A 19,767-nucleotide genomic window follows, 5' to 3' on the forward strand; every position below is an offset into this window, starting at 1 on the left:
CTCCCCGCTGTGCCCCACCCCGCCCACGTCCGTCACTTCTTCTTCGCCCGCTGCAACTCCGAGTTGACCTTCCGCACAACTGCTTTCAGTTCTGTCTCCGGATTCGCGCCGTCCTTGATGATGTGGTTCAGCGCGTCCTGATAGGCGGTGCGGCTCGCGGTCGTCCAGAGCAGCGGCTCGGCGAAGCCGTGGTCGGTGGCGAAGCGCACCGCTTCCGCCGCCGCGCCCTCCTGGAGCTGCTTCGCCTTCTTGGCGAGCGAGATGCGGGCGGGGATGTGGAAGCCGTACGAGAGGGCGAAGTCCTCCTGCTTGTCGGTCCCGTCCACCCACAGCCACTTCACGAACGCCTTGGCCTCCTTCTGGTGCTTGCTGCGCGCGCTGACCGCCGAGCCGTACGCGCCCACGGGGACGGCTGGTTTCCCGGCACCGTCCTTCGGGAACGGCAGGACCCCGAAGTCGTCCCCGAGAGCCTTCTTGACCTGCGGCAGCGCCCACAGCCCCGACCACTGCATGGCGGTCAGCCCCTGGACGAAGGCCGCCGGGTCGGACCAGTCCGTCGGCGCCCCGAGCAGCAACGATCCGTCGGCGTAGAGCTGCCGGACCTTGCCCAGGACGCGAGCGGCGGCCGGATCATCGAACCCGACCTTCCCGTCCTCCGTGATCAGGCTCAGCCCCGCGGCGAACAGCGGCGTGCCGCCCAGCACCGCGGCCCCGCCGTCGTTGCCCAGGAACAGCCCCTTGACCTTGTCCTTCCTGTGGTGCCGCGTCAGCGTCTTCGCCGCCTCCACCAGCTCGTCCACACTCTGCGGCGGCTGCACCCCCGCCGCCCGCAACAGGCTCTTCCGATAGAAGAGCAGCTGCGTGTCTATCGTCTGCGGCACCGCCCAGATTTTTCCGTCCCAGATCTTCGGCTTGAGCACGGCCTGATTGAAGTCGTCCTTGACGGACTCGATCTGCTCGGTCACATCCACGATCTGACCGCCCTTGATCTGGTCCAGCCGCGGCCCGTCGACCTCGAAGACGTCCGGTCCGGAGTCCGTCAGCAGCGCGGCGGCGGTCTGCCGGTCGTAGTCACCGGGCCGCCACTGCACGGTGACCCGCGCCTTGTCGTACCCGGCGGCATACCGCTTCACGGCCGCCTCGGTACCGGGCTCGCCGTACTGGTGGTACCACTGGCTGAGCGCAGGGCCCGAACCCTTCCCGCCACGGCCGGTGTTGGAGCCGCAGGCCGCCAGTACGCCGGTGAGCGCCGCGCCCCCGACCGTGGCGAGCAGCCGCCGTCTGCCGATACCGAAGCCTGTGCCGCCGTCGCGTGTCATGCCGATCGCCCCCTGCGTAGCTCGTGCGCCGTTACCCGCTGTCTGCCTGGCCGTTCCGTACGTCCGCCGGTGTCGTCCCGCCGCGTACGTGATCGACGATCATCGTCCGCCGCGAGCGCCTACTCTGCCGTACCCGCATGAAGGACGCGTTGCACCTGCGCGAAACCGGCCGGTGGCGGCGTCCGTAGGAGTGAGCACCGCACGGCACCCCGGTGTTCCCACGCGGGCCGGCCGCCGCGGAAGCCTGGTGTTCCCACACCCAGGTTCAGCACGCACTCCTGCGTATCGGCGCGCACCCGCACCATCGTTTGCATGAACCGCTTCACGAACAAGACAGTCCTGATCACCGGCGGCACCAGCGGCATGGGGTTCGCCGCCGCGCGCCGGTTCCTCGACGAGGGCGCGTACGTCGTCATCACCGGCCGCGACCGGGCCCGCCTTGACGCGGCGGCGGCGCGCCTCGACGCCCCGGACCGCCTCCTGGCCGTACGCGCCGACGCGGCCTCCCTGCCCGACCTGGACGCGCTCGTACGGGACATCGAAGCCTGGCGCGGCACCCTTGACGCGGTCTTCGCCAACGCGGGCGTCGGCATCTTCAAGCCCAGCGCCGAACTGACCGAGGCCGACTTCGACACCACCGTCGACGTCAACTTCAAGGGCGTCTTTTTCACCGTCCAGAAGGCGCTTCGCCTGATGGGCCGCGGCGGTGCCCTCGTCCTGAACGCCTCATGGACCCTGTACCGCGGCATGCCGGTGGCCTCGGCCTACTCGGCCACGAAGGCCGCCGTCCACAACCTGGCCCGCACCCTCGGTGCCGACCTGGCGCCCCGCGGCATCCGCGTCAACTCCGTGAGCCCCGGCTACATCGATACGGAGATGTTCCGCGCCGCCAACACGTCCCCCGACGCGGAGGCCCGTCTCGCCGCCGAAGTCCCCCTCCAGGCCGTCGGCCAGGCCGACCAGGTCGCTGCCGCGGTGGCCTTCCTGGCGTCGGACGACGCGTCGTATGTGACGGGGCAGGACCTGGTGGTGGACGGGGGGCTGGTGGGGGCGCGGCCGGTGGAGTCGTAAGACCTCATCCGCTGCGCGATCCGGACCTGACCACGGCCGCCTCCGGCTCCCCGGCGCTCTGCAGAGGCGCGGCGGCGATAACGGTGTCGAGCATCGTGCGGGAGGCCTGCAGCTCCTCGATGGCGCGGGTGATCCGCTCGCTCTCCTGCCGCAACTGGGCGACCAGATCCGGACAGGTGGGTACAAGACGGCCGTCGTCCGATCGGATGCAAGGGAGCACCTGAGCGATCAGAGAGGTCGGGAGGCCGGCTGCCAGCAGACAGCGGATGCGGCGCACCATCTCGACGTCCGACTCGCTGTAGACGCGATAGCCGCTCGGCAGCCGCTCCGGTGCCAGCAGTCCTTGCTGCTCGTAGTAGCGCAGCAGCCGCTCATGGACTCCCGTGCGACGGACCATTTCCTTCATTCGCATGCGGCTCGCGGCTCCCCGTGCGCAACGCGCGACTTGACTCTGACACTGATGTCGGAGTTTAGCGTCGGCGACATGAAGACCGATTCCTCGCTTCCCCTGTCCGGCCTCGATGTCCTCGTGAAGGGCCATGGCCCCGCACTCCTGCTCGCCCACGGTGCCGGTGGCGGCATCGAGGGAAACTTCGGCCTCGTCCTCGACGACCTCGCCCGGGACCACACTCTCGTAGGCCCGCACTATCCGGGAGCGGGCGGTTCCCCCGCGGCTACCGGACCTCTGGACCTGGACGACCTCGCCGACCAGCTGGTCGCCGCCGCCGTCGCGGCGGGCCAGGAGTCGTTCGCCGTGCTCGGGGAGTCGCTCGGCAGCGCCGTGGCCGTCCGGGTCGCCGCCCGGCATCCCGAGCGGGTACGGGCACTCGTCCTCACCGCCGGTTTCCCGGTCGCCGACCCCGTCCTGGACCTGGCCGCCCGGCTCATCAAGTCCCTGGGGGACGCGGGCCGGTGGGAAGACGTGGCCCGGCTCGCCTGCCTCTCGTGCATGTCGCCGTCTGATCTGGCGGACATCGACCCGGCCGACCTCGACGCGGCGGTCGCCCAGACCCTGGCCGGGATGCCCCCGGGCATGCTGGACCACTTCGACCTGGTATCCCGCGTGGACGTCCGGGCGGACCTGGCGAACCTGTCCGCGCCCACCCTCGTGGTGGCGCCCACCGGCGACCGGCTGGTGCTGCCGCAGAGCTCGTATCGGCTGGCGGCGGGCATCCCGGGTGCCCAGCTGATCGAACTGCCCGGTGCGGCCCACATCCTGAACGAGGCCGACCGTGCGACGTGGCTGCACCATGTCCGCGAGTTCCTCGGCGCTCTTCCCGCGGTGTCGGTGTGACCGCTCCGCCCCACGCACGACCGGCCCGGCGCCCCACCGTGTCTCCGGCACGGCGCCGGGCCGGCCTGGCTGTCCTCGCCACCATGACGTTCGTGGTCGTCACCACCGAGATGCTGCCGGTCGGCCTGCTGACCTTGATCAGCGACGATCTGGGGGCTGCGCGATCACGGGTGGGACTGCTGGTCACCGTCTACGCCTTCACCGTCGGGCTGACCGCGGCCCCGCTCACCACCTGGACCGCGGGCTGGCCGCGCAAGCGCCTTTTCGTCGCGGTGGGTGCGGTCTTCTTCCTGGGGACCGTGCTCTGCGGGCTCGCGGTGAACTACCCGATGCTGGCGATCGGCCGGCTCGTCTGCGGCACCGCCCACGGAGTCTTCTGGTCGATCGTCGCCGGGTACGCCGCCGCGCTCGCCGGGCCGGAACACGCCGGCCGCGCGACATCCATCGTCTTCGCGGGAAACTCGGCGGCCCTCGTACTGGGCGTACCTTTGGGGACCGCTCTCGGCGGCGCCGTAGGGTGGCGCGGCGCCTTCTGCGCCGTGGCGGCCCTCGGTCTCGGGGCGCTCGCCGCCGCCCTGTGGCTCCTTCCGGGCATCCCGGAACGCCGCGCCTCGCGCTCCAGCAGTCTCTCCGGCGTGCTGCGCCTGCCCGGCCTGCGGCCCGTGGTGGCGGCAACCGCGCTGCTCGTTCTGGGGCACTTCACGGTCTACACCTACGTGACGCCCCTGCTGCACGACGTCGGCGCCTTCAGTGAGGCTGCCATCGGCATGCTGCTGGCCCTGTACGGCCTGGCCGGCTTCCTGGGTACGTGGCTCGGCGGCGCCCTGGCGGACCGCCGGCCACAGCCGGCCCTGCTCGGCACCATCGCACTGATGGCGGCCGCACTGCTCCTGCTCGGTGCGGGCATTCGCCTGCAACCGCTCGCTGTTGCCGCCGTGGCCCTGTGGGGCATCGCTTTCGCCGCCCTGCCGGTATCCCTGCAAGCAAGCGTTCTCCGCCTGGCCGGCACCGCCCCCGATGCGGCGTCTTCCTGGTACGTGGCCGCGTTCAACCTGGGCATCGGAGGCGGGGCCCTGACGGGCGGGCTGCTGAGCGCCACCACAGTGGCGGCGCTCCCGTGGGCGGCTCTGATCACCGTGCTGCCGGCCGTCGCCCTCGTCCGGACGAGACGGGCAGCCCTGCCCCGTCTACTGCCAAGGTAGGTACCGGACTTACGGCGGCACCGGGCGCAGGCTCCGGCCCTTGCCCGAGGTCCGCGTCTGCGGCGTCCGCGCAGGAGACGGCCCGTTGCTCGCATCAGCCGGCGCGCTCGGCGGGAATTGCAGGTCAGGGCGATTGTCAGACCCCTGGTGCATGCTCTTCGTACAGGGCTTCCGCAAGCCGGCGGCTCACGGCCCTGCGGCCGTAACCTGCGCCCGTCCCCGAGGAGTCGTCCATGATCATCGTATCCGGCAAGCTCCACATCGCCCCCGAAGCCCGCACCGCGTACCTGGCCAACTGTGACGCGGTGGCCGAACAGGCCCGTAAGTCCCCCGGCTGCCTGGACTACGCCCTCTCGGCCGACCGCCTCGATCCCGCCCGGATCAACGTGTACGAACGCTGGGAATCCGACGCCCACCTTGCCGCGTTCCGCGGCGCAGGACCCGAGCCGGAGCAGGCGGCCGAGATCCTCAGCGAGGAGGTGAGCAAGTACCGAATATCCGGGGTGGAGGCGGCGTAGGGGCCGATTCGCTGTGCGTGGACTTGCGGTGTTTGCGTTGGGCCATGGGGCACCGTTCCCAGGCCGACCGTGCCGAGGTCTAGTGGGGGCCCGGGTTCGCTCCAGCGCCGACCGGTGACATCTGCTTTGTAAGAACAGCCGTTCCGGGTTCGAGCGCAGGAGAGGCCGGTTGCCTCTGCGGTTCCGCGTTGAGGCCGACGAGGAAGTAGGCCCAGGCGGTGGGGGAGAGGTGGAGGGTGGGGCCGGTGGGGTGGTTGGTGTCTCGGATGGTGATGGTGTGGCGGGTGGTGGCTACTTCGACGCACTCTTCAAGGTGATTGCTGTGACTGGGCTTACGAAATCTCGGGGTGGTCATGGTTCATGACTCCGTGTGCAGTGTGGTGAGGAAGGCTGCCCATGCGGTGGCGCTGACGCGCAGGGTTGGGCTGTCGGGGCGCTTGGAGTCGCGTATGGCGACCACCTCGGTGGGGCCGACGCCGACTTCAACGCACTCGTGCTCCGGGTTGCTGTAACTGGACTTGCGGTAGCTGAACTCCGGCATGGTTCACAGATCCTTGCAAAGGCTGCTGATGAATGTTCGTGACTCGCACTCTCGCAGAGCGTGTGCGGTGATCTTCTCGAACATCGCATCATGCTCGGCAGCTTCCCGTCCGCCCTCGATCCACGCCTGCGTGCGGGGGATTTCGATGTACACGACGTCCATGGCGCCTGGTTCGGCGAACGAGAGGATGTTGAACCCGCAGTCGATGCCGCTCTTAGCTCCTGCGCTGAAGGGGACCACCCGGATCGAGACGTTGGGCTTCTCTGCCATCGACGCCAGGTGGTTCAGCTGGCCGCGCATCACGCCTGGCCCACCGACGAGGTTTCTGAGCACTGCCTCGTAGACCACTGCCCGCAGGTGAAGAGGGTTGTCGCCTTCAAGTCGCCGTTGGCGAGACAGCCGTGCGGTCACGAAGTGCTCGTCCGGGTTGAGGGCGCGCACGTAGCCTTCGCTTTGCAGCAGGCCCGGAACGTACGCGATCTGCCAGGTCTTGATCGCAGTAGCGGCGCTTTCCAGGCTGACGTACTCCCTCATCGCGGGAGCGACTGGTGCGCTGCTCCACCACCCCTTGGCCTTGCGACGGTCACGGTCGACTCGGGCCAGTTCGAGGAGGCCGCCGACGACGGTAGGGTCCTCCACCTCGTACAGGTCGCACAGGATGCGGATGTCCGGATCGCGCATCGGAGCCCAGCCGCTCTCCATTTTGGCGACCTTGCCTGTGGAGGCGCTCAGGGCCCGAGCGGCCTGACTCTGGGTTAGGCCGGCCGCTGTACGAAGGGCGAGCAACTCCCCTCCCAGGCGTCGTCCCAGCACGGTCGATACCCGATTGCCTTGCGCTGACTGAGCTTGCTGCACGGTGTAGCCATCCCTCCGCCGATGAGCGCTCAGTTTGGGGTCGGCTACGGGCCGTGTGCAACCTGGATGGGTGAAAGTTTCCCTGGCTCGATTGAACAAGCGCGGCGGCGGGTCTACCGTCCGTAACGAACGAACTGCTCGCGCGGCCGCATCAGTTGGCGCAAGGGTGCGCGCTGCTCGTACCCGGAGGTGGCCGTAGATGATCTCTCCGCATGACCCCGTGGAAACCGTCCTCTACGAGGACCTGCTCGATTACACGCCGTTCCCCAGGAGCGTGCGGCTCGCGCGGTACCGGATGGCGCGGCTGCTGTGGGAATGGGGGTACGGACATCTCGTGGACGACGCCGAGTTGCTCGTGTCGGAGCTGCTCACGAACGCGATCACGCACGGCAGGGTGCCCGGTCGGCTGGTGCGGGTACATCTGACGGTCGGCAAAGACGTGCTGCGACTGGCGGTCAGTGACGCGCGAGGGGAAGCGCGGCCGTGCGTACGGGAGGCAGGGGACGACGCCCCCGGAGGGCTTGGGCTGCTGCTCGTACAGGAACTGGCCGCGCGGTGGGGCGTACGGGACCGGGAGATCGGCAAGACCGTGTGGTGTGAGCTGGACGTCAGGCGGGGGCGGCCGTCGGGGCCGGGCCGCCGAGGACGATGTCCCAGTGGTAGGTGAGGGAGGAGGGGCGGCCCGGCAGTAGCGGCCCGGGGGCGTACGTGGCGATCAGGCGGTGGCGGGCCGCGGCGGTCGGGGCCGCGTGGAGTACCGAGTCGTGGGCCAGGAGCGGGTCGCCCTCGAAGTACATCTGTGTGACCAGGCGTTGTGTGAAGGCGCGGCCGAAGAGGGAGAAGTGCAGGTGCGCGGCGCGCCACGCGTCGTCGGGGGTGCCGAGCGGGTACGGGCCCGGCTTGATCGTGGTGAAGGCGTAGCGACCGGCGGCGTCGGTGAGGGCGCGGCCCGTACCGGTGAAGTTCGGGTCCAGGGGCGCGTCGTGCTGGTCGCCCCGGTGGGCGTAACGGCCGGCGGCGTTCGCCTGCCAGAGTTCGATGAGCTGGTGGGGGATCGGGCGCCCCCGGTCGTTCAGGAGGCGGCCGGTCACGGTGATGCGTTCGCCGATCGGGGTGCCCCGGTGCTGTTGGGTGAGATCGGAGTCGAGGGGTGTCACGTCGGTGTCGCCGAAGACCGGGCCGTACAGTTCGGCGCTCTCCGGGTCGGGCGACAGGCTCACCGGCGGGAGGGCGGGGTGGCGCAGGGGGAAGCCCCGGTACGGCGTCGGGCTGGAGACGGCCGCGGGTATCGCGGACGCGGCTGCGGGGGCGGACGCGGGCGTGGACGAGGGCATGGGCGTGGGCGTGGATGCGGTCGGCATGGAGACGTTGTCGCATCGGACGCCGGGCCCGGCAAGACGGCGTACCGTACCGGCCGGTGGCGCCCGTCCCGCGGGTACGCCAGGGCCGCCGGTCCCGGGGCGTACGCCTGCGGAAGCGTGGCGCGCGGTGAGCGCTTTTCGTATCAGCTGAATCCGTGCGCGTACAGGGTGGACGCCTCGGGTGAGGGGCATATGCGGGTGTCCGGGGGGCGCGGTCGGGCATGCCATGGATGAGCTGGTCGGCGCGGTGCGTCCGCGGGTGGCCGTATCGCTTAGTGGCAGACGGGACGGCGGGTGGCGCCGTCGGCGTCGGGCGCCCGTCCCTTGATTCATCGCCGACCCGGCAAGCGGCCGCGGCGCACCACGTGAGGCCGCCTCCGTACAGCCGTACCGCCGTACGGGCGGGCCTTCGTACCGGACAGCGGACGCGGACCGGCAAGCGGATCACCGGCCCCACGGCCGTCGGCTCTCCACCTCACCAGTAGGAAGGAGCATCGCCATGTACCCCAATGCCCTGGACACCTTCGTCGCTTCCGTGAAGCACCAGCGCGAGATGGTGATCGTCCACCGGGTCACCGGTGGCTACCTCACGCACAACGGTGACCTCCAGATCGAGACCGATCCCATCGACAAGATCGACAACAAGCGGCACCTGTGGGTGGTCCATCTGGAGGGTTACTACAAGAACAACACCGTTTACAGCTTCGAGAACAAGAGGGAGGGCAAACGGCTGGCGATCAACCCCGACGACCCGCGGGACGGGATGCGGTTCACGGACGCCCAGGACCCCAAGGGCAAGCTCACCAAGGAGATGGAGGCGCAGCGCTTCTATGTGCTGCCGATGTGCAACGGCGGCTACTCCATCGTGCCCTTCCTCGCGCCCGATCTGGGGCTGATGCCGATGGGCAACCGGCCCACCCCTCCCGCCTGCGACCGGCCGTCACCCCACTACGGCGGGCAGTCCTCGGACAACGGCGCGCACGACTTCGTCCGGCCGCCGGAGCAGCCGCCGCGGGAGGACCCCACGAATCAGGAGCTCCAGCCCCCGGGTTCCGGGAAGTAGGAAGCGAGAAGCAAGGGGCGGGCCCCGGAACTACTCCGGTACGCCCTCGCCGGACAGGGCGCATGGCCCAGGGCGGGACATCCGCGTGCCGGCGTAGTCGCCGGGGCGCGTTCCCTGTCGGCGGGCGCGCCAGACCACGACGTTGCACGTGGCCGAGCTGAACAGCCCGAAAATTCCGATGCCGATATGCCATGCGTCACCGAACCGCACAGCGGTGACTGCCGCGACGAGCGCGCAGACGAGCGAGCATGCGGCGAGTATCCGTCCGAGAATCAACAACAGCAGACCTTGAAGCAGTGTTCGGAAACGACCTTGGCCGCCGACGACGTTCCGGTGGCAAGGCCCGAGGAGGCCGCCGAAGACGCCTCACCCGGTTTCCGGGCCACCTGCGACGTCGGCAGCGACACCGAGCCCGCCCGCGGCGGCTCCTGCGCCGTTCATGAAGCAGGTCCTGTCCATACGGGTGGTCACCTGATCCGGGGCCGTCGGGCGGTCACCAGTCTGGGAACACCCCCACCCTGGTCGGCAGAAAGGCCACCTCATATGGCGTCGGTCACAAAGGCGCTTAAACGCCCGGTCAAGATCGTTTCGGTGCGGGGTAAATCAGACGGGGCGAATCTCCGCACGCCAAAGGGAAGTCACATTCCGGACCGCCCAAATGAGCCCTGATGTCTATGCCGACAACCGGAACCGCAACCGACAAATAGTCGCATCCGTAGTCCGCCGCACCGCGTGCGCGACGACCGCGCCGCGCTGGTTCTGGAGGAGGCGCTGCCACAGGTGGGCCGGTTCGACCTCGGGGATCAGGACCGTGACGCGGGTTCGGGGGTCGCGGTCGCGGAGTTCGCGTACGTAGGCGGCGATCGGGCGGCCCACCGTACGGGTCGCGGAGGGCAGGTCGAGGAGGTCGACGCCGGGGTTCCACAGTTCCCAGTCGCGGCGCAGTGACTCGGCCGCGCGGCGGTCCTCGGGGGCGGCGTAGGTGACGGTGACGGCCACCACCTCGTCGCCGAGCGAGACCGCCGCGTTCAGGGCCTCGCAGGTGAGTTTGGACAGGTGGGAGACGGGGACGACGACCAGCGAGCGGTCGCGGTGCGGGGGTTCGGGGATGCGGCCCATTTGGAGGCGGTCCGCGATCCGGGCGTACGCCCGGTGGACCGCGCCGAAGCCGAGGACGAGGGCGGGCAGGGCGATGACGATCAGCCAGGCGCCCTCGGTGAACTTGGTGGCCGTCACGACGACCGCCGAGACGCCGGTCAGCAGCGCGCCGAAACCGTTCAGCACGGCCTTGCCGCGCCAGCCGGCGGACCTGGAACGTTCCTGCAGCCAGTGCCGCACCATGCCCACCTGGCAGATGGTGAACCCGACGAACACGCCGATGGCGAAGAGCGGTACCAGGGTGTTCACGTCGCCGCCGGAGAAGACGAGGAGCACGGCGGCGACGGCGGCCAGCGCGAGGACGCCGTGCCGGTGCACCTGCCGGTCGGCCTTGAGGCCGAAGACGTGCGGCAGGTAGTTGTCGCGGGCCAGCAGGCTCATCAGGACGGGAAGCCCGCCGAACGAGGTGTTGGCGGCCAGCGCGAGCAGCACCATGGTGGCGAACTGGACCACGTAGAAGGCCCAGTTGTGGCCGAGCGAGGCGTCCGCGAGCTGCGCGAGGACGGTCACGCCCTCGACCGGCTGGAGGTGGAAGCGTCCGATGAGCACCGACAGGCCGATCAGCATCACGCCGAGCAGCGCGCCCAGGGCGACCTCGGTGCGCTGCGCGCGCTTGGCGGCGGGGGCGCGGAAGGACGGTACGGCGTTGGCCACCGCCTCGACGCCGGTCAGCGCCGAGCAGCCGGAGGCGAACGCCTTCAGGAGCAGGAGCGCGCCGACGGAGGTGGCGTTGCCGGACAGGACGGAGGCGTGGCCGTCGGCCGAGACCGTGGAGGCGGGCGCGTCGCGGAAGAGGCCGACCGCGACGACGGCGAGGATCGAGCCGACAAAGACGGCGGTCGGCAGGAGGAACGCCTTCGCCGAGTCGACGATGCCGCGCAGGTTCACCGCGGTCACCAGGACGAGCACCGCCAGGCACAGCCACAGCCGCTGGCCGTACAGCGCCGGGAAGGCGGAGGTCAGCGCGGCGATGCCGGCCGTCACGGACACGGCGACGTTCAGTACGTAGTCGAGGATCAGGGAGGCCGCGGCGACCAGGGCCGTACGGCGTCCGAGGTGGGTCCTGGCGACGGCGTACGAACCGCCGCCGTTCGGGAACGCCGCGATCACCTGGCGGTACGAGGCGACCAGGACCGCGAGCAGCGCCGCGATGCCGAGGGTCACGGGGAGGGTGAAGCCGAGGCCGTAGGCACCGGCGGTGGCCAGGACCAGGACGATCGACTCGGGCCCGTACGCCACCGACGCCATCGCGTCGAGGGAGAGGGCGGCGAGGCCCTGCACGGAGGTCAGACGGTGCCGGGCGTCCGGTTCGGGGGCCGGTGCGTGCGGCGCCGTCCCCAGGGGGGTGTTGTGGCCGGCGGCCCCGGTATCCGGTGGCTTCTGGCCTGCGGACCGGCCCGTGGCCTTCCACACCATCGACATCTTTCGCCGTACCTCCGTGCGCTGTGGGAAGAGAACCCTGATCGGGAAATGAACTCCGATGACCGGGGAGCGACCACCGATGACCGAGGAAAGGCCCCCGGTGACCGGGTGGAGAACCCCGATGACAGGGCCAGCCCAGCGTGAGTGCTGATGCGGACGAACGCGCCGGTTCTTGGCGTGGCCTTTGCGGGTGGTCCGGGCATCTTCACGGGTTCTTGATGCCCGGTGGGGGCGGGCCGACGCGGATGGGTGGGTCCAGCACCGGGTGGGTGGGGCACTGGGTGGCGACGTGGCCGAAACCGGTACGAACGGATGGCATACGTGTCGTCAGCGCTGCGTAAAGGTTCGCCGTACCGTCATCAGCACCGCATCAACGTCCCCGCCGTGCGGCCATCGCGGTCCTAGCCTCACGCCATGGGACGGCGAAGCGAACCCGGGGGCGGGTCCACGGCCCACGGCGAGGGTGGCGAAGACGACGGGGGCGCCCGCGCGGACGACGGCGCGCGGCGGGACCGGGAGGTGTGCGATGGACGGGATACGCGGGAGGGGTACGCCCTTCCACCCCCGGTGTACGGCCCGGCGGCGTACCGGGACCGCAACTGGGCGCCCGAATTGCGCGCGGCGGCCTGCGGTACGGCCACGGTGCTCGCCATCATGCTCACCGTCGATCTGGCCGCACACACCATCGACCCGCTGCGCGCGACCTGTTGGACGGCCATCGCGCTGGTGCTCTTCGCGGCGCTCTTCCCGGTACGGGTGACGGCCGGCGCGGACTGGCTCGCCGTACGCGGCCTGCTGTGCGAGCACCGCGTCCGCACCGACCTGCTGGTCCTCGTACACCGCAGTGACGGAATGGCGCCCCGCCTGGTCCTGCGCGACGTCACGGGCAGCCGCGTCGAACTCGACCCCAAGGCCCTCACCGGCAACCCGGTCCTGTGGCACCTGCTGGACACCGGCGCCCGGCTCTCCCGCGAGCGCGGACTGCTGCGCTCGGGCGGCGAGGTGCTGCGGGAGCTGGGGGAGCGTATCGACGGGGACGGGGCCCGGGGGGTGTTCGAGGCGTCCGGGTTGAGGTGACCGAGGACCCCGGGGCGTCCGTGGATGAGGTGACCGAGGTACCCGGGGCGCCCGGGGCGAGGAGACGGGCGGGCGGTGAGCGCCCGCCCTCTCGGCTCAGCCCTCCGCCCTCACCCCACCGAACTCATACGTCACACCCGTGAGCTCCTCCGACGCCGCCCACAACCGTTCACCGGTCGCGTCATCCGTGGTCCACGGGGCGCGGAAGGACGACGCGGGCCCGCCGCGCAGGGCGCCCCGCGGGCCGAGGAACGCGTCCGGCTTCATGTGCGGGGCGGTGGCGGCGCACAGCGTGGGCAGCGCGCCGGACTCGGCGGGCTGCGCGACGACGCGGTTCAGCAGCGTCACGGCCCGCTCGGTACGCGTACGGCCCTCCATCCGTACGCCGGCCGTCTGAAGGTTGGTGTCGGCATACCCCGGATGCGCGGCGACCGCCAGGACCTGCGAACCGGCCCGCGCCAGGCGCCGCGACAGCTCATGGCTGAACAGCAGGTTGGCGCTCTTGGAACGGCCGTAGGCGATCCAGCGGTGATACCCGCGCTCGCTGTTCAGATCGCTCAGCTTCACATTGGCCAGCGCGTGGAAGCCACTGGAGACGGTGACGACGCGCGCGCCGGGCGTGCCGAGCAGCTTGGGCAGGAGGAGGCCGGTGAGCGCGAAGTGACCGAGGTGGTTCGTCCCGAACTGCATCTCGAAGCCGTCGGCGGTACGGCGCTCCGGGAGCGCCATGACGCCGGCGTTGTTGATGAGGAGGTCCAGGCGCTCGCCGTCGAAGTCGTCGAGCCCGGCCGCGAAGGCCCGTACGGACTTCAGATCGGCCAGATCCAGCTGCCGGAACTCGGCCTTGGCGGCAGGTACTTCGGACCGCAGCCGGGCGAGCGCCGTATGACCACGCGACTCGTTACGGCAGGCCAGCACGACCCGCGCGCCGCGCCGGGCGAGCTCGCGGGCGGTGACATAGCCGATACCGCTGTTGGCCCCGGTCACGACCGCCGAACGGCCCGTCTGATCGGGAATATGGCTCGTGTTCCAACGCGTCACGCCTGCTGCGCTCCTTCGTCGGGGCATCGGGGGCCCCAGCGTACGCCCAGGCCGGGTGGGGTGAGCCGGAGGCCGGCAGCGGAACGGCCGGTCCGTCACCCCTCGCCGCCGACTTCCCGCACCCGATAGACCGACACCGAAACTCCAGGATCGTCGAGGCACACCCCCGTCTCCAGATCAAAACGCTGCTTGAGCAGGGGAGAAGCAACGAACGGACGGCCGTTCGCCGTGCCGGTCAGGCCGCGGGAGAGGACGTAGGCGCCGGTGAAGGGGTCGCGGTTGTCGATGGCGTAGGGATGGCCTGTGCGGTCCAGGAACAGGGCTGCCTGGGTGCCGTCGGGGAGGAGGGCGGCGACGCCTCGGCCGGGGACGAGGGTGGACGGGTCGCATACCGGGAGCCAATTGCCGGTGCCGTGCTGATCTGCGGGGAGTTCGATGGCGAGTGTCATCGGGCCGCGGTTCCTTCCAGGGGGCGGGAGGTGGTCAGGGTGCGTACGGGGAGGGTGGGGCCGGACAGGAGGGGGAGGTCCGGTTTGATCTGGTCGCGTTCGGGGACGAAGCGGACGGCCGGGTCGGGGGCCTCGGGGGCGTTGACGAAGGAGACGAAGCGGGCGAGGCGGTCGGGGTCGGCGAGGGTGTCGGCCCATTCGTCGCGGTAGGCCGAGACGTGCGCGGCCATCAGGGACTCCAGTTCGTCGCAGAGGCCGAGGGAGTCGTGGACGACCACGTCGCGTACGTGGTCGAGGCCGCCCTCGATGCGCTCCAGCCAGGCGGAGGTGCGCTCCAGGCGGTCGGCGGTGCGGATGTAGAACATCAGGAAGCGGTCGATGAGGCGGATGAGTTCGGCGTCGGAGAGGTCCTGGGCCAGGAGGTCGGCGTGGCGCGGGGTGGCGCCGCCGTTGCCGCCGACGTAGAGGTTCCAGCCGTTGGAGGTGGCGATGACGCCGAAGTCCTTGCCGCGGGCCTCGGCGCACTCGCGGGCGCATCCGGAGACGGCCGACTTGAGCTTGTGCGGGGAGCGCAGGCCCCGGTAGCGCAGTTCCAGGTCGATGGCCATACGGACGGAGTCCTGGACGCCGTAGCGGCACCAGGTCTGGCCGACGCAGGACTTCACGGTGCGGAGGGCCTTGCCGTACGCGTGGCCGGATTCGAAGCCGGCGTCGACCAGGCGGGCCCAGATGCGCGGGAGCTGGTCGACGCGGGCGCCGAAGAGATCGATGCGCTGGCCGCCGGTGATCTTCGTGTAGAGGCCGAAGTCGCGGGCCACCTCGCCGATGACGATGAGCTTCTCGGGGGTGATCTCGCCGCCGGGGATGCGGGGGACGACCGAGTAGGAGCCGTTGCGCTGGAGGTTGGCGAGGAAGTGGTCGTTGGTGTCCTGGAGGGCGGACTGCTCGCCGTCCAGGACGTAGCCGTCGGCGCCGACCGTGGGAGCGAGGGAGGCGATGATCGAGGCGACCGCCGGCTTGCAGGTCTCGCAGCCGTCGCCGCCGCGCGCCTCCTCCCGGCCGTGGCCGTCCAGCAGTTCGGCGTACGAGGTGAGGCGGCGGGTGCGGACGATCTCGTACAGCTCGGCGCGGGTGTGCGGGAAGCAGCCGCACAGGCCCTGGTCGACCACCACGCCGCCGGCCGTCAGCTCGTCGTTGACCAGGGTGGTCAGCGCCTTGACGCAGCTGCCGCAGCCGGTGCCGGCCTTGGTGCACTTCTTCACCTCGGGCACGGTGGTGCAGGAGTGCTCGGAGACCGCGGCGCGGATGGTGCCCTTGGTGACGTTGTGGCAGTTGCAGATCACCGCGTCGTCGGGGAGCGCGGCGGGGCCGAGGGCGCCGGCGGGTGCGCCGGTGCCCGCGGGGAGGACGAGCTGTTCGGGGGCGACCGGCGGCACGGTGCCGGTGAGCGGGCGCAGCAGGCCGTACGACTCGGCGTCGCCGACCAGGACGCCGCCGAGCAGTTCGCCGTCCGCGCCGATGACCAGCTTCTTGTAGACCCCGGAGCGGGAGTCGGCGTAGACGACGTCCAGGCAGCCGGGGGATGTGCCGTGCGCGTCGCCGAAGGAGGCCACGTCCACGCCGAGGAGCTTGAGCTTGGTGGAGGTGTCGGCGCCGGTGAAGGCGGAGACCTCGGGGTCACCGGCGATGGCGGCCGCCGCCGTCTCCGCCATCTCGTAACCGGGCGCCACCAGGCCGTAGACCTTGCCGTCCGCGGCCAGCGCGCATTCGCCGATCGCGTACACGGCGGGGTCGCCGGTACGGCACCGCTCGTCCACGACGATGCCGCCGCGCTCGCCCACCGCCAGCCCGCAGTCGCGGGCGAGCCGGTCGCGCGGGCGCACCCCCGCCGAGAAGATCACCAGGTCGGTCTCGACGCGCGAGCCGTCGGACAGTTCCATGGCCCGTACGGCCCCGTCCCCGCCCGCGACGATCTCCTTGCCGCCGACGCCGGTGTGGACGTCGATGCCCATCTCCTCGACGGTACGGCGCAGCGCGCTGCCGCCGCCCTCGTCCACCTGGACGGCCATCAGCCGCGGCTGGAACTCCACGATGCGGGTCCGCAGCCCGAGCCCCTTGAGCGCACCGGCCGCCTCCAGGCCGAGCAGGCCGCCGCCGACGACCGTGCCGGTGCGGCAGTTCTTGGCGTACTCCTCGATGGCGAGCAGGTCCTCGACGGTCCGGTAGACGAAGCAGCCCGCGCTGTCCGCGCCCGGCACCGGCGGCACGAACGGGTACGAGCCGGTGGCCAGGACGAGCGTGTCGTAGGTGACCGTCAGGCCGGAGCGGGCGGTGACGGTGCGCGCCGCGCGGTCGATGGCGGTGGCCGGGTCGCCGAGGTGCAGTTCGATGCCGTGCCGGGCCATGAAATCGGCGTCGGCCAGCGCCAGGTCGTCCGGGGCGCGGCCGGAGAAGTACGAGGTGAGCTGGACCCGGTCGTAGGCGGGGCGCGGCTCCTCGCACAGCACGACCACCCGGGCCCGGCCCGTCACGCCGCGGTCGGCGAGGGCTTCGAGGAAGCGTTGGCCGACCATGCCGTGGCCGATGAGCACAAGGGTGGGAACGGCGGTTGCGGCCATGGTCAGGAGCCTCCGTCGGTGCGGGAAGGGGTGGCGGTCTCGGTGGTGAGCAGGTGCAGGAGCGGGGCCGTCGGCGGGAGCGGGTCGTCGGCCTCCCAGGTGCGCGCGAGGGTGCCGACGGCGCCCAGGTCGCCGAGGAGGATGCCGCCGACGAGCCGGTCGCCGCGGACGATGACCTTGCGGTAGGCGCCGCGGGTGGCGTCGGACAGGTGGATCACGTCGTCGCCGGGGCGGGGGGAGGGGGTGCCGAAGGCGGCCAGGTCGAGGGGGGCGCCGGCCGATCGGGGAGCGGAGCCGGGGCCGGTGAGGGTGAGGCGGGTGAGGGCGCGGGTGCCGCGGTAGCGGGCGGCCTCCGCGCCGAGGATGCGCGCCAGTTGGTCGGCCTGTTCGAGGGCGGCGCCCGCCAGGCCGTACACCAGGCCGTCGTGCTGCGCACAGTCGCCGATCGAGTGAATGAGGGGATCGGCCGTACGCAGCTGGTCGTCCACGACGATGCCGCGGTCGACCGGCAGCCCGGCGGCGCGCGCGAGGCCGACGCGCGGCCGTACTCCGCAGGCCAGGACCACCAGGTCGGCGGCCGGTGCATACCCGTCCGCGAGTTCCACACCGCGTACGGCACCGTCTTCGACGCGCAGCCCGCGCACCCGGCACTCCGTATGGACCTCGACGCCCAGCGCCTCCAGGTGCGCGCGCAGCAGGGCCGCGGCCTCGGCGTCCAGTTGGCGTTCCATCAGGTGCTCGCCCTGCTGTGCCAGTAGAACCGGTACGCCGCGCTCGGCCAGCGCGCGGGCCGCCGAGACCCCGAGCAGCCCGCCGCCGATCACCACGGCGCGTGCGCCGGGGCGGGCGGCGGCCGCGGCGAGCGCGGTGCAGTCGTCGAGCGTGCGGAACGGGTGGACGCCGTGCGGCAGGCCGCCGTCCGGCAGATCGGGCCGGCCAGGGGGGAAGAGGCCGCGCAGCGGCGGCAGCACCGGGTTGGAGCCGGTCGCGAGGACGAGCCGGTCGTACGGCACGGCCTGCCCGTCGTCGCACAGCACCGTACGGCGCTCCCGGTCGATCCGTTCCGCACGCACCCCGCCCAGCCACCGCACCGCGCTGTGCGGGGCGGGCAGGGTGATGACCTCCTGCGCGTACCGGCCGGCCAGTACGTCGGCGAGCAGAACACGGTTGTACGGCGCGTGCGGCTCCTCACCGATGACGGTGAGCACCGGGCCGCCGTCGGCGGACGCCCGGCCGAGGCGCTGCGCCAGCCGGGCCGCGGCCATGCCGCCGCCGATCACCACCACACGCTGTTGCGAGGTCATGTCCGCCAGCGTGCGGTCCGGCTGTTACCCGTCCGCATCTGCGTTGTTTCCCGTGGGGAACGCTGACCTCAGCGTGCGGGCGGGCGGGGTGTGAGGGGCCTGGCCGTAAGTTGAAGGCCATGCCCACAGCCGCCTCCGCACCTCGCCTGCGCCACCGCGTGCTCGCCCCCTTCACCTCCCGGAGCCTGGCCGCGGTGCTGCACGCCGTCCTCGGGCTGCCGTTCGCGCTGCTCGGCATGGCGCTCGTCGTCGGAGGGCTGCTGGTGAGCACGGTGCTCGCGTGGACCGCGCTGGGGCCGTGGCTGATGGCGCTGACCGTACGGGGAGCGGCGGCCCTCGGCGGCGCGCAGCGCGCCATGGCACGCGGGCTGCTGGCGATGGACATCGAAGCGCCCGCGCGACGCGAGGGCGGCGGGCCGCTCGGGTGGCGGCGCGCGGTACTCGGCGACAAGGCCGGGTGGCGGGCGGTCGGCTGCGCCCTCCTCGCGCCGTTCACGGCCGTCGCCCCGCTGCTGGTCGTCCTGGTGGCGTACGTGTACGGGCTGCTCTTCCTCGCCCACCCGGTCCTCAAGCACGTCAACTACTTCACCGAACGCGGCCCGGACGGCAGCGAACGCCATGTCTCGCTCCAGGTGGGCGGGGTGGAGTTCGACTCCTGGCCGCGCTGGCTGCTGGTCGTCGCCACCGGGGCCGTGCTGCTGCTCGCCGCGCCGTGGCTGCTGCGGCAGGCGCAGGCGCCGCACCGCTTCCTGGTGCGCTCGCTGCTCGGCCCCGACCCGTCCGCGCAGCGCATCCGCACTCTGGAGGAGACCCGTGCGCACGCCGTCGAGGACGCCGCGGCGACGCTCCGCCGCATCGAACGGGACCTGCACGACGGTACGCAGGCCCGGCTGGTCGGGCTGGGCATGCACCTGACGATGATCCGCGAGCTGATCGGCGCGGGCGCGGACCGGGACCGGCTGCTGGCCGTGGTGGAGACCGCGCAGGGCAACGCGAAGCAGGCCGTGGCCGACCTGCGGCACCTCGTACGGGGCATCCACCCGCCCGTACTGGACCAGGGCCTGGACGCGGCGCTCGCCACGCTCGCCGCCGACAGCGCCCTGCCGGTCACGCTCACCGTCGACGCGGCGACCCGCCGCCACCCGTCACCGGCCGTCGAATCCATTCTCTACTTCTGCGCCGCCGAACTGCTCGCCAACGCGGTGAAACACAGCGGCGCTTCGGGCGTCACGATGGAGCTGACCAGCGGGCCGGACCGGGACCCGGATGCGGCGGCGGGCTCCGGGGGCGAACTCCGGCTGCTCGTACGGGACGACGGGCGCGGCGGCGCGGTGATCGGCGCGGGCAGCGGGCTCACCGGACTGCGCGCCCGGGTGCGTACCGTGGACGCCACCCTGACCTGCGACAGTCCGCCCGGCGGGCCTACGGTGGTCACCGTCCGCGTCCCCCGCGCGTGACCGCCGTCATCCCGTAT

Annotated in this window: 19 protein-coding genes; 8 read left to right on the forward strand and 11 right to left on the reverse strand. The window is 71.4% G+C overall.

Annotated features, from left to right (window positions below; genetic code table 11):
• Positions 1-32: 32 nt before the first annotated feature.
• The gene (locus tag CP984_RS27570; protein ID WP_003980730.1) at positions 33-1,319 is read right to left on the reverse strand and encodes an ABC transporter substrate-binding protein; all 1,287 of its coding nucleotides are present in this window, start codon (positions 1,317-1,319) and stop codon (positions 33-35) included.
• 312 nt (positions 1,320-1,631) lie between these two features.
• On the opposite strand from CP984_RS27570, the gene CP984_RS27575 reads away from it, so the two are divergent.
• Positions 1,632-2,390, forward strand: a complete 759-nt coding sequence (locus tag CP984_RS27575; RefSeq protein WP_003980729.1) for an SDR family NAD(P)-dependent oxidoreductase — start codon at positions 1,632-1,634, stop codon at positions 2,388-2,390.
• A gap of 4 nt (positions 2,391-2,394) precedes the next feature.
• On the opposite strand, the gene CP984_RS27580 is transcribed toward CP984_RS27575, so the two are convergent.
• A complete protein-coding gene (locus CP984_RS27580; protein ID WP_003980728.1) occupies positions 2,395-2,802 on the reverse strand; it encodes a MerR family transcriptional regulator in 408 nt (135 codons plus the stop codon).
• A 72-nt stretch (positions 2,803-2,874) separates the two neighbouring features.
• Here CP984_RS27580 and CP984_RS27585 point away from each other — a divergent pair, with 72 nt between their 5' ends.
• The 3 genes from CP984_RS27585 to CP984_RS27595 all read left to right on the forward strand — a co-directional run bounded on the left by CP984_RS27585 (position 2,875) and on the right by CP984_RS27595 (position 5,404).
• Positions 2,875-3,684: an alpha/beta fold hydrolase gene (locus tag CP984_RS27585; protein ID WP_003980727.1), complete on the forward strand. Its 810-nt coding sequence runs from the start codon at positions 2,875-2,877 to the stop codon at positions 3,682-3,684.
• A gap of 83 nt (positions 3,685-3,767) precedes the next feature.
• A complete protein-coding gene (locus CP984_RS27590; RefSeq protein WP_003980726.1) occupies positions 3,768-4,886 on the forward strand; it encodes an MFS transporter in 1,119 nt (372 codons plus the stop codon).
• Between the two features lie 233 nt (positions 4,887-5,119).
• Positions 5,120-5,404, forward strand: a complete 285-nt coding sequence (locus CP984_RS27595) for a putative quinol monooxygenase (RefSeq protein WP_003980725.1) — start codon at positions 5,120-5,122, stop codon at positions 5,402-5,404.
• A 79-nt stretch (positions 5,405-5,483) separates the two neighbouring features.
• Here the strand turns inward: CP984_RS27595 and CP984_RS27600 are convergent, their stop codons facing one another.
• The 3 genes from CP984_RS27600 to CP984_RS27610 are packed head-to-tail and all read right to left on the reverse strand — an operon-like array spanning position 5,484 to position 6,800.
• Entirely contained in the window at positions 5,484-5,759 is a 276-nt protein-coding gene (locus tag CP984_RS27600; RefSeq protein WP_003980724.1) for a DUF397 domain-containing protein, read from the reverse strand.
• A 3-nt stretch (positions 5,760-5,762) separates the two neighbouring features.
• The gene (locus CP984_RS27605) at positions 5,763-5,945 is read right to left on the reverse strand and encodes a DUF397 domain-containing protein (RefSeq protein WP_003980723.1); all 183 of its coding nucleotides are present in this window, start codon (positions 5,943-5,945) and stop codon (positions 5,763-5,765) included.
• Positions 5,946-5,948: 3 nt separating this feature from the next.
• Positions 5,949-6,800: a helix-turn-helix domain-containing protein gene (locus tag CP984_RS27610; RefSeq protein WP_030183072.1), complete on the reverse strand. Its 852-nt coding sequence runs from the start codon at positions 6,798-6,800 to the stop codon at positions 5,949-5,951.
• Positions 6,801-6,999: 199 nt separating this feature from the next.
• Here CP984_RS27610 and CP984_RS27615 point away from each other — a divergent pair, with 199 nt between their 5' ends.
• Positions 7,000-7,467 (forward strand): ATP-binding protein, encoded by a 468-nt coding sequence (locus CP984_RS27615; protein WP_030183074.1) that lies wholly within the window; start codon positions 7,000-7,002, stop codon positions 7,465-7,467.
• On the opposite strand, the gene CP984_RS27620 is transcribed toward CP984_RS27615, so the two are convergent.
• On the reverse strand, positions 7,409-8,161 hold the full coding sequence (locus CP984_RS27620; protein ID WP_043978527.1) for a dioxygenase family protein: 753 nt from the start codon (positions 8,159-8,161) through the stop codon (positions 7,409-7,411). The genes CP984_RS27615 and CP984_RS27620 overlap by 59 nt on opposite strands.
• A gap of 499 nt (positions 8,162-8,660) precedes the next feature.
• Between CP984_RS27620 and CP984_RS27630 the strand changes: the two genes are divergently transcribed.
• Positions 8,661-9,224, forward strand: coding sequence for a hypothetical protein (locus CP984_RS27630; protein WP_003980719.1), 564 nt, complete (start codon positions 8,661-8,663; stop codon positions 9,222-9,224).
• Between the two features lie 672 nt (positions 9,225-9,896).
• On the opposite strand, the gene CP984_RS27635 is transcribed toward CP984_RS27630, so the two are convergent.
• Positions 9,897-11,804, reverse strand: a complete 1,908-nt coding sequence (locus CP984_RS27635; protein ID WP_003980718.1) for an APC family permease — start codon at positions 11,802-11,804, stop codon at positions 9,897-9,899.
• A gap of 414 nt (positions 11,805-12,218) precedes the next feature.
• On the opposite strand from CP984_RS27635, the gene CP984_RS27640 reads away from it, so the two are divergent.
• Positions 12,219-12,881 (forward strand): hypothetical protein, encoded by a 663-nt coding sequence (locus CP984_RS27640; RefSeq protein WP_226048705.1) that lies wholly within the window; start codon positions 12,219-12,221, stop codon positions 12,879-12,881.
• Between the two features lie 96 nt (positions 12,882-12,977).
• On the opposite strand, the gene CP984_RS27645 is transcribed toward CP984_RS27640, so the two are convergent.
• The 4 genes from CP984_RS27645 to CP984_RS27660 all read right to left on the reverse strand — a co-directional run bounded on the left by CP984_RS27645 (position 12,978) and on the right by CP984_RS27660 (position 18,293).
• Entirely contained in the window at positions 12,978-13,922 is a 945-nt protein-coding gene (locus tag CP984_RS27645; RefSeq protein ID WP_030183079.1) for an oxidoreductase, read from the reverse strand.
• Between the two features lie 95 nt (positions 13,923-14,017).
• Positions 14,018-14,371, reverse strand: coding sequence for a nitrite reductase small subunit NirD (gene nirD, locus CP984_RS27650; RefSeq protein WP_003980713.1), 354 nt, complete (start codon positions 14,369-14,371; stop codon positions 14,018-14,020).
• A complete protein-coding gene (nirB, locus tag CP984_RS27655) occupies positions 14,368-16,989 on the reverse strand; it encodes a nitrite reductase large subunit NirB (RefSeq protein ID WP_003980711.1) in 2,622 nt (873 codons plus the stop codon). The genes nirD and nirB overlap by 4 nt, the downstream gene beginning before the upstream one ends.
• 2 nt (positions 16,990-16,991) lie before the next feature.
• Positions 16,992-18,293 carry an NAD(P)/FAD-dependent oxidoreductase gene (locus CP984_RS27660; protein ID WP_003980710.1) on the reverse strand — a complete coding sequence of 434 codons (1,302 nt, stop codon included), beginning with the start codon at positions 18,291-18,293 and terminating at the stop codon, positions 16,992-16,994.
• Between the two features lie 119 nt (positions 18,294-18,412).
• Between CP984_RS27660 and CP984_RS27665 the strand changes: the two genes are divergently transcribed.
• Positions 18,413-19,750: a sensor histidine kinase gene (locus CP984_RS27665; RefSeq protein WP_003980709.1), complete on the forward strand. Its 1,338-nt coding sequence runs from the start codon at positions 18,413-18,415 to the stop codon at positions 19,748-19,750.
• Positions 19,751-19,767 lie beyond the last annotated feature (17 nt).

Origin of the sequence: Streptomyces rimosus, from assembly GCF_008704655.1 — a bacterium.
In the GTDB taxonomy this organism is placed as follows: Bacteria; Actinomycetota; Actinomycetes; order Streptomycetales; family Streptomycetaceae; genus Streptomyces; species Streptomyces rimosus.

Coding starts and splice junctions, on each gene's coding strand:
- CP984_RS27665 (WP_003980709.1), top strand. CDS start 18,413: ATGCCCACAGCCGCCTCCGCACCTCGCCTGCGCCACCGCGTGCTCGCC.
- nirD (WP_003980713.1), bottom strand. CDS start 14,371: ATGACACTCGCCATCGAACTCCCCGCAGATCAGCACGGCACCGGCAAT.
- nirB (WP_003980711.1), bottom strand. CDS start 16,989: ATGGCCGCAACCGCCGTTCCCACCCTTGTGCTCATCGGCCACGGCATG.
- CP984_RS27620 (WP_043978527.1), bottom strand. CDS start 8,161: ATGCCGACCGCATCCACGCCCACGCCCATGCCCTCGTCCACGCCCGCG.
- CP984_RS27660 (WP_003980710.1), bottom strand. CDS start 18,293: ATGACCTCGCAACAGCGTGTGGTGGTGATCGGCGGCGGCATGGCCGCG.
- CP984_RS27575 (WP_003980729.1), top strand. CDS start 1,632: ATGAACCGCTTCACGAACAAGACAGTCCTGATCACCGGCGGCACCAGC.
- CP984_RS27580 (WP_003980728.1), bottom strand. CDS start 2,802: ATGCGAATGAAGGAAATGGTCCGTCGCACGGGAGTCCATGAGCGGCTG.
- CP984_RS27635 (WP_003980718.1), bottom strand. CDS start 11,804: ATGTCGATGGTGTGGAAGGCCACGGGCCGGTCCGCAGGCCAGAAGCCA.
- CP984_RS27640 (WP_226048705.1), top strand. CDS start 12,219: ATGGGACGGCGAAGCGAACCCGGGGGCGGGTCCACGGCCCACGGCGAG.
- CP984_RS27615 (WP_030183074.1), top strand. CDS start 7,000: ATGATCTCTCCGCATGACCCCGTGGAAACCGTCCTCTACGAGGACCTG.
- CP984_RS27630 (WP_003980719.1), top strand. CDS start 8,661: ATGTACCCCAATGCCCTGGACACCTTCGTCGCTTCCGTGAAGCACCAG.
- CP984_RS27585 (WP_003980727.1), top strand. CDS start 2,875: ATGAAGACCGATTCCTCGCTTCCCCTGTCCGGCCTCGATGTCCTCGTG.
- CP984_RS27600 (WP_003980724.1), bottom strand. CDS start 5,759: ATGACCACCCCGAGATTTCGTAAGCCCAGTCACAGCAATCACCTTGAA.
- CP984_RS27605 (WP_003980723.1), bottom strand. CDS start 5,945: ATGCCGGAGTTCAGCTACCGCAAGTCCAGTTACAGCAACCCGGAGCAC.
- CP984_RS27595 (WP_003980725.1), top strand. CDS start 5,120: ATGATCATCGTATCCGGCAAGCTCCACATCGCCCCCGAAGCCCGCACC.
- CP984_RS27570 (WP_003980730.1), bottom strand. CDS start 1,319: ATGACACGCGACGGCGGCACAGGCTTCGGTATCGGCAGACGGCGGCTG.
- CP984_RS27590 (WP_003980726.1), top strand. CDS start 3,768: ATGACGTTCGTGGTCGTCACCACCGAGATGCTGCCGGTCGGCCTGCTG.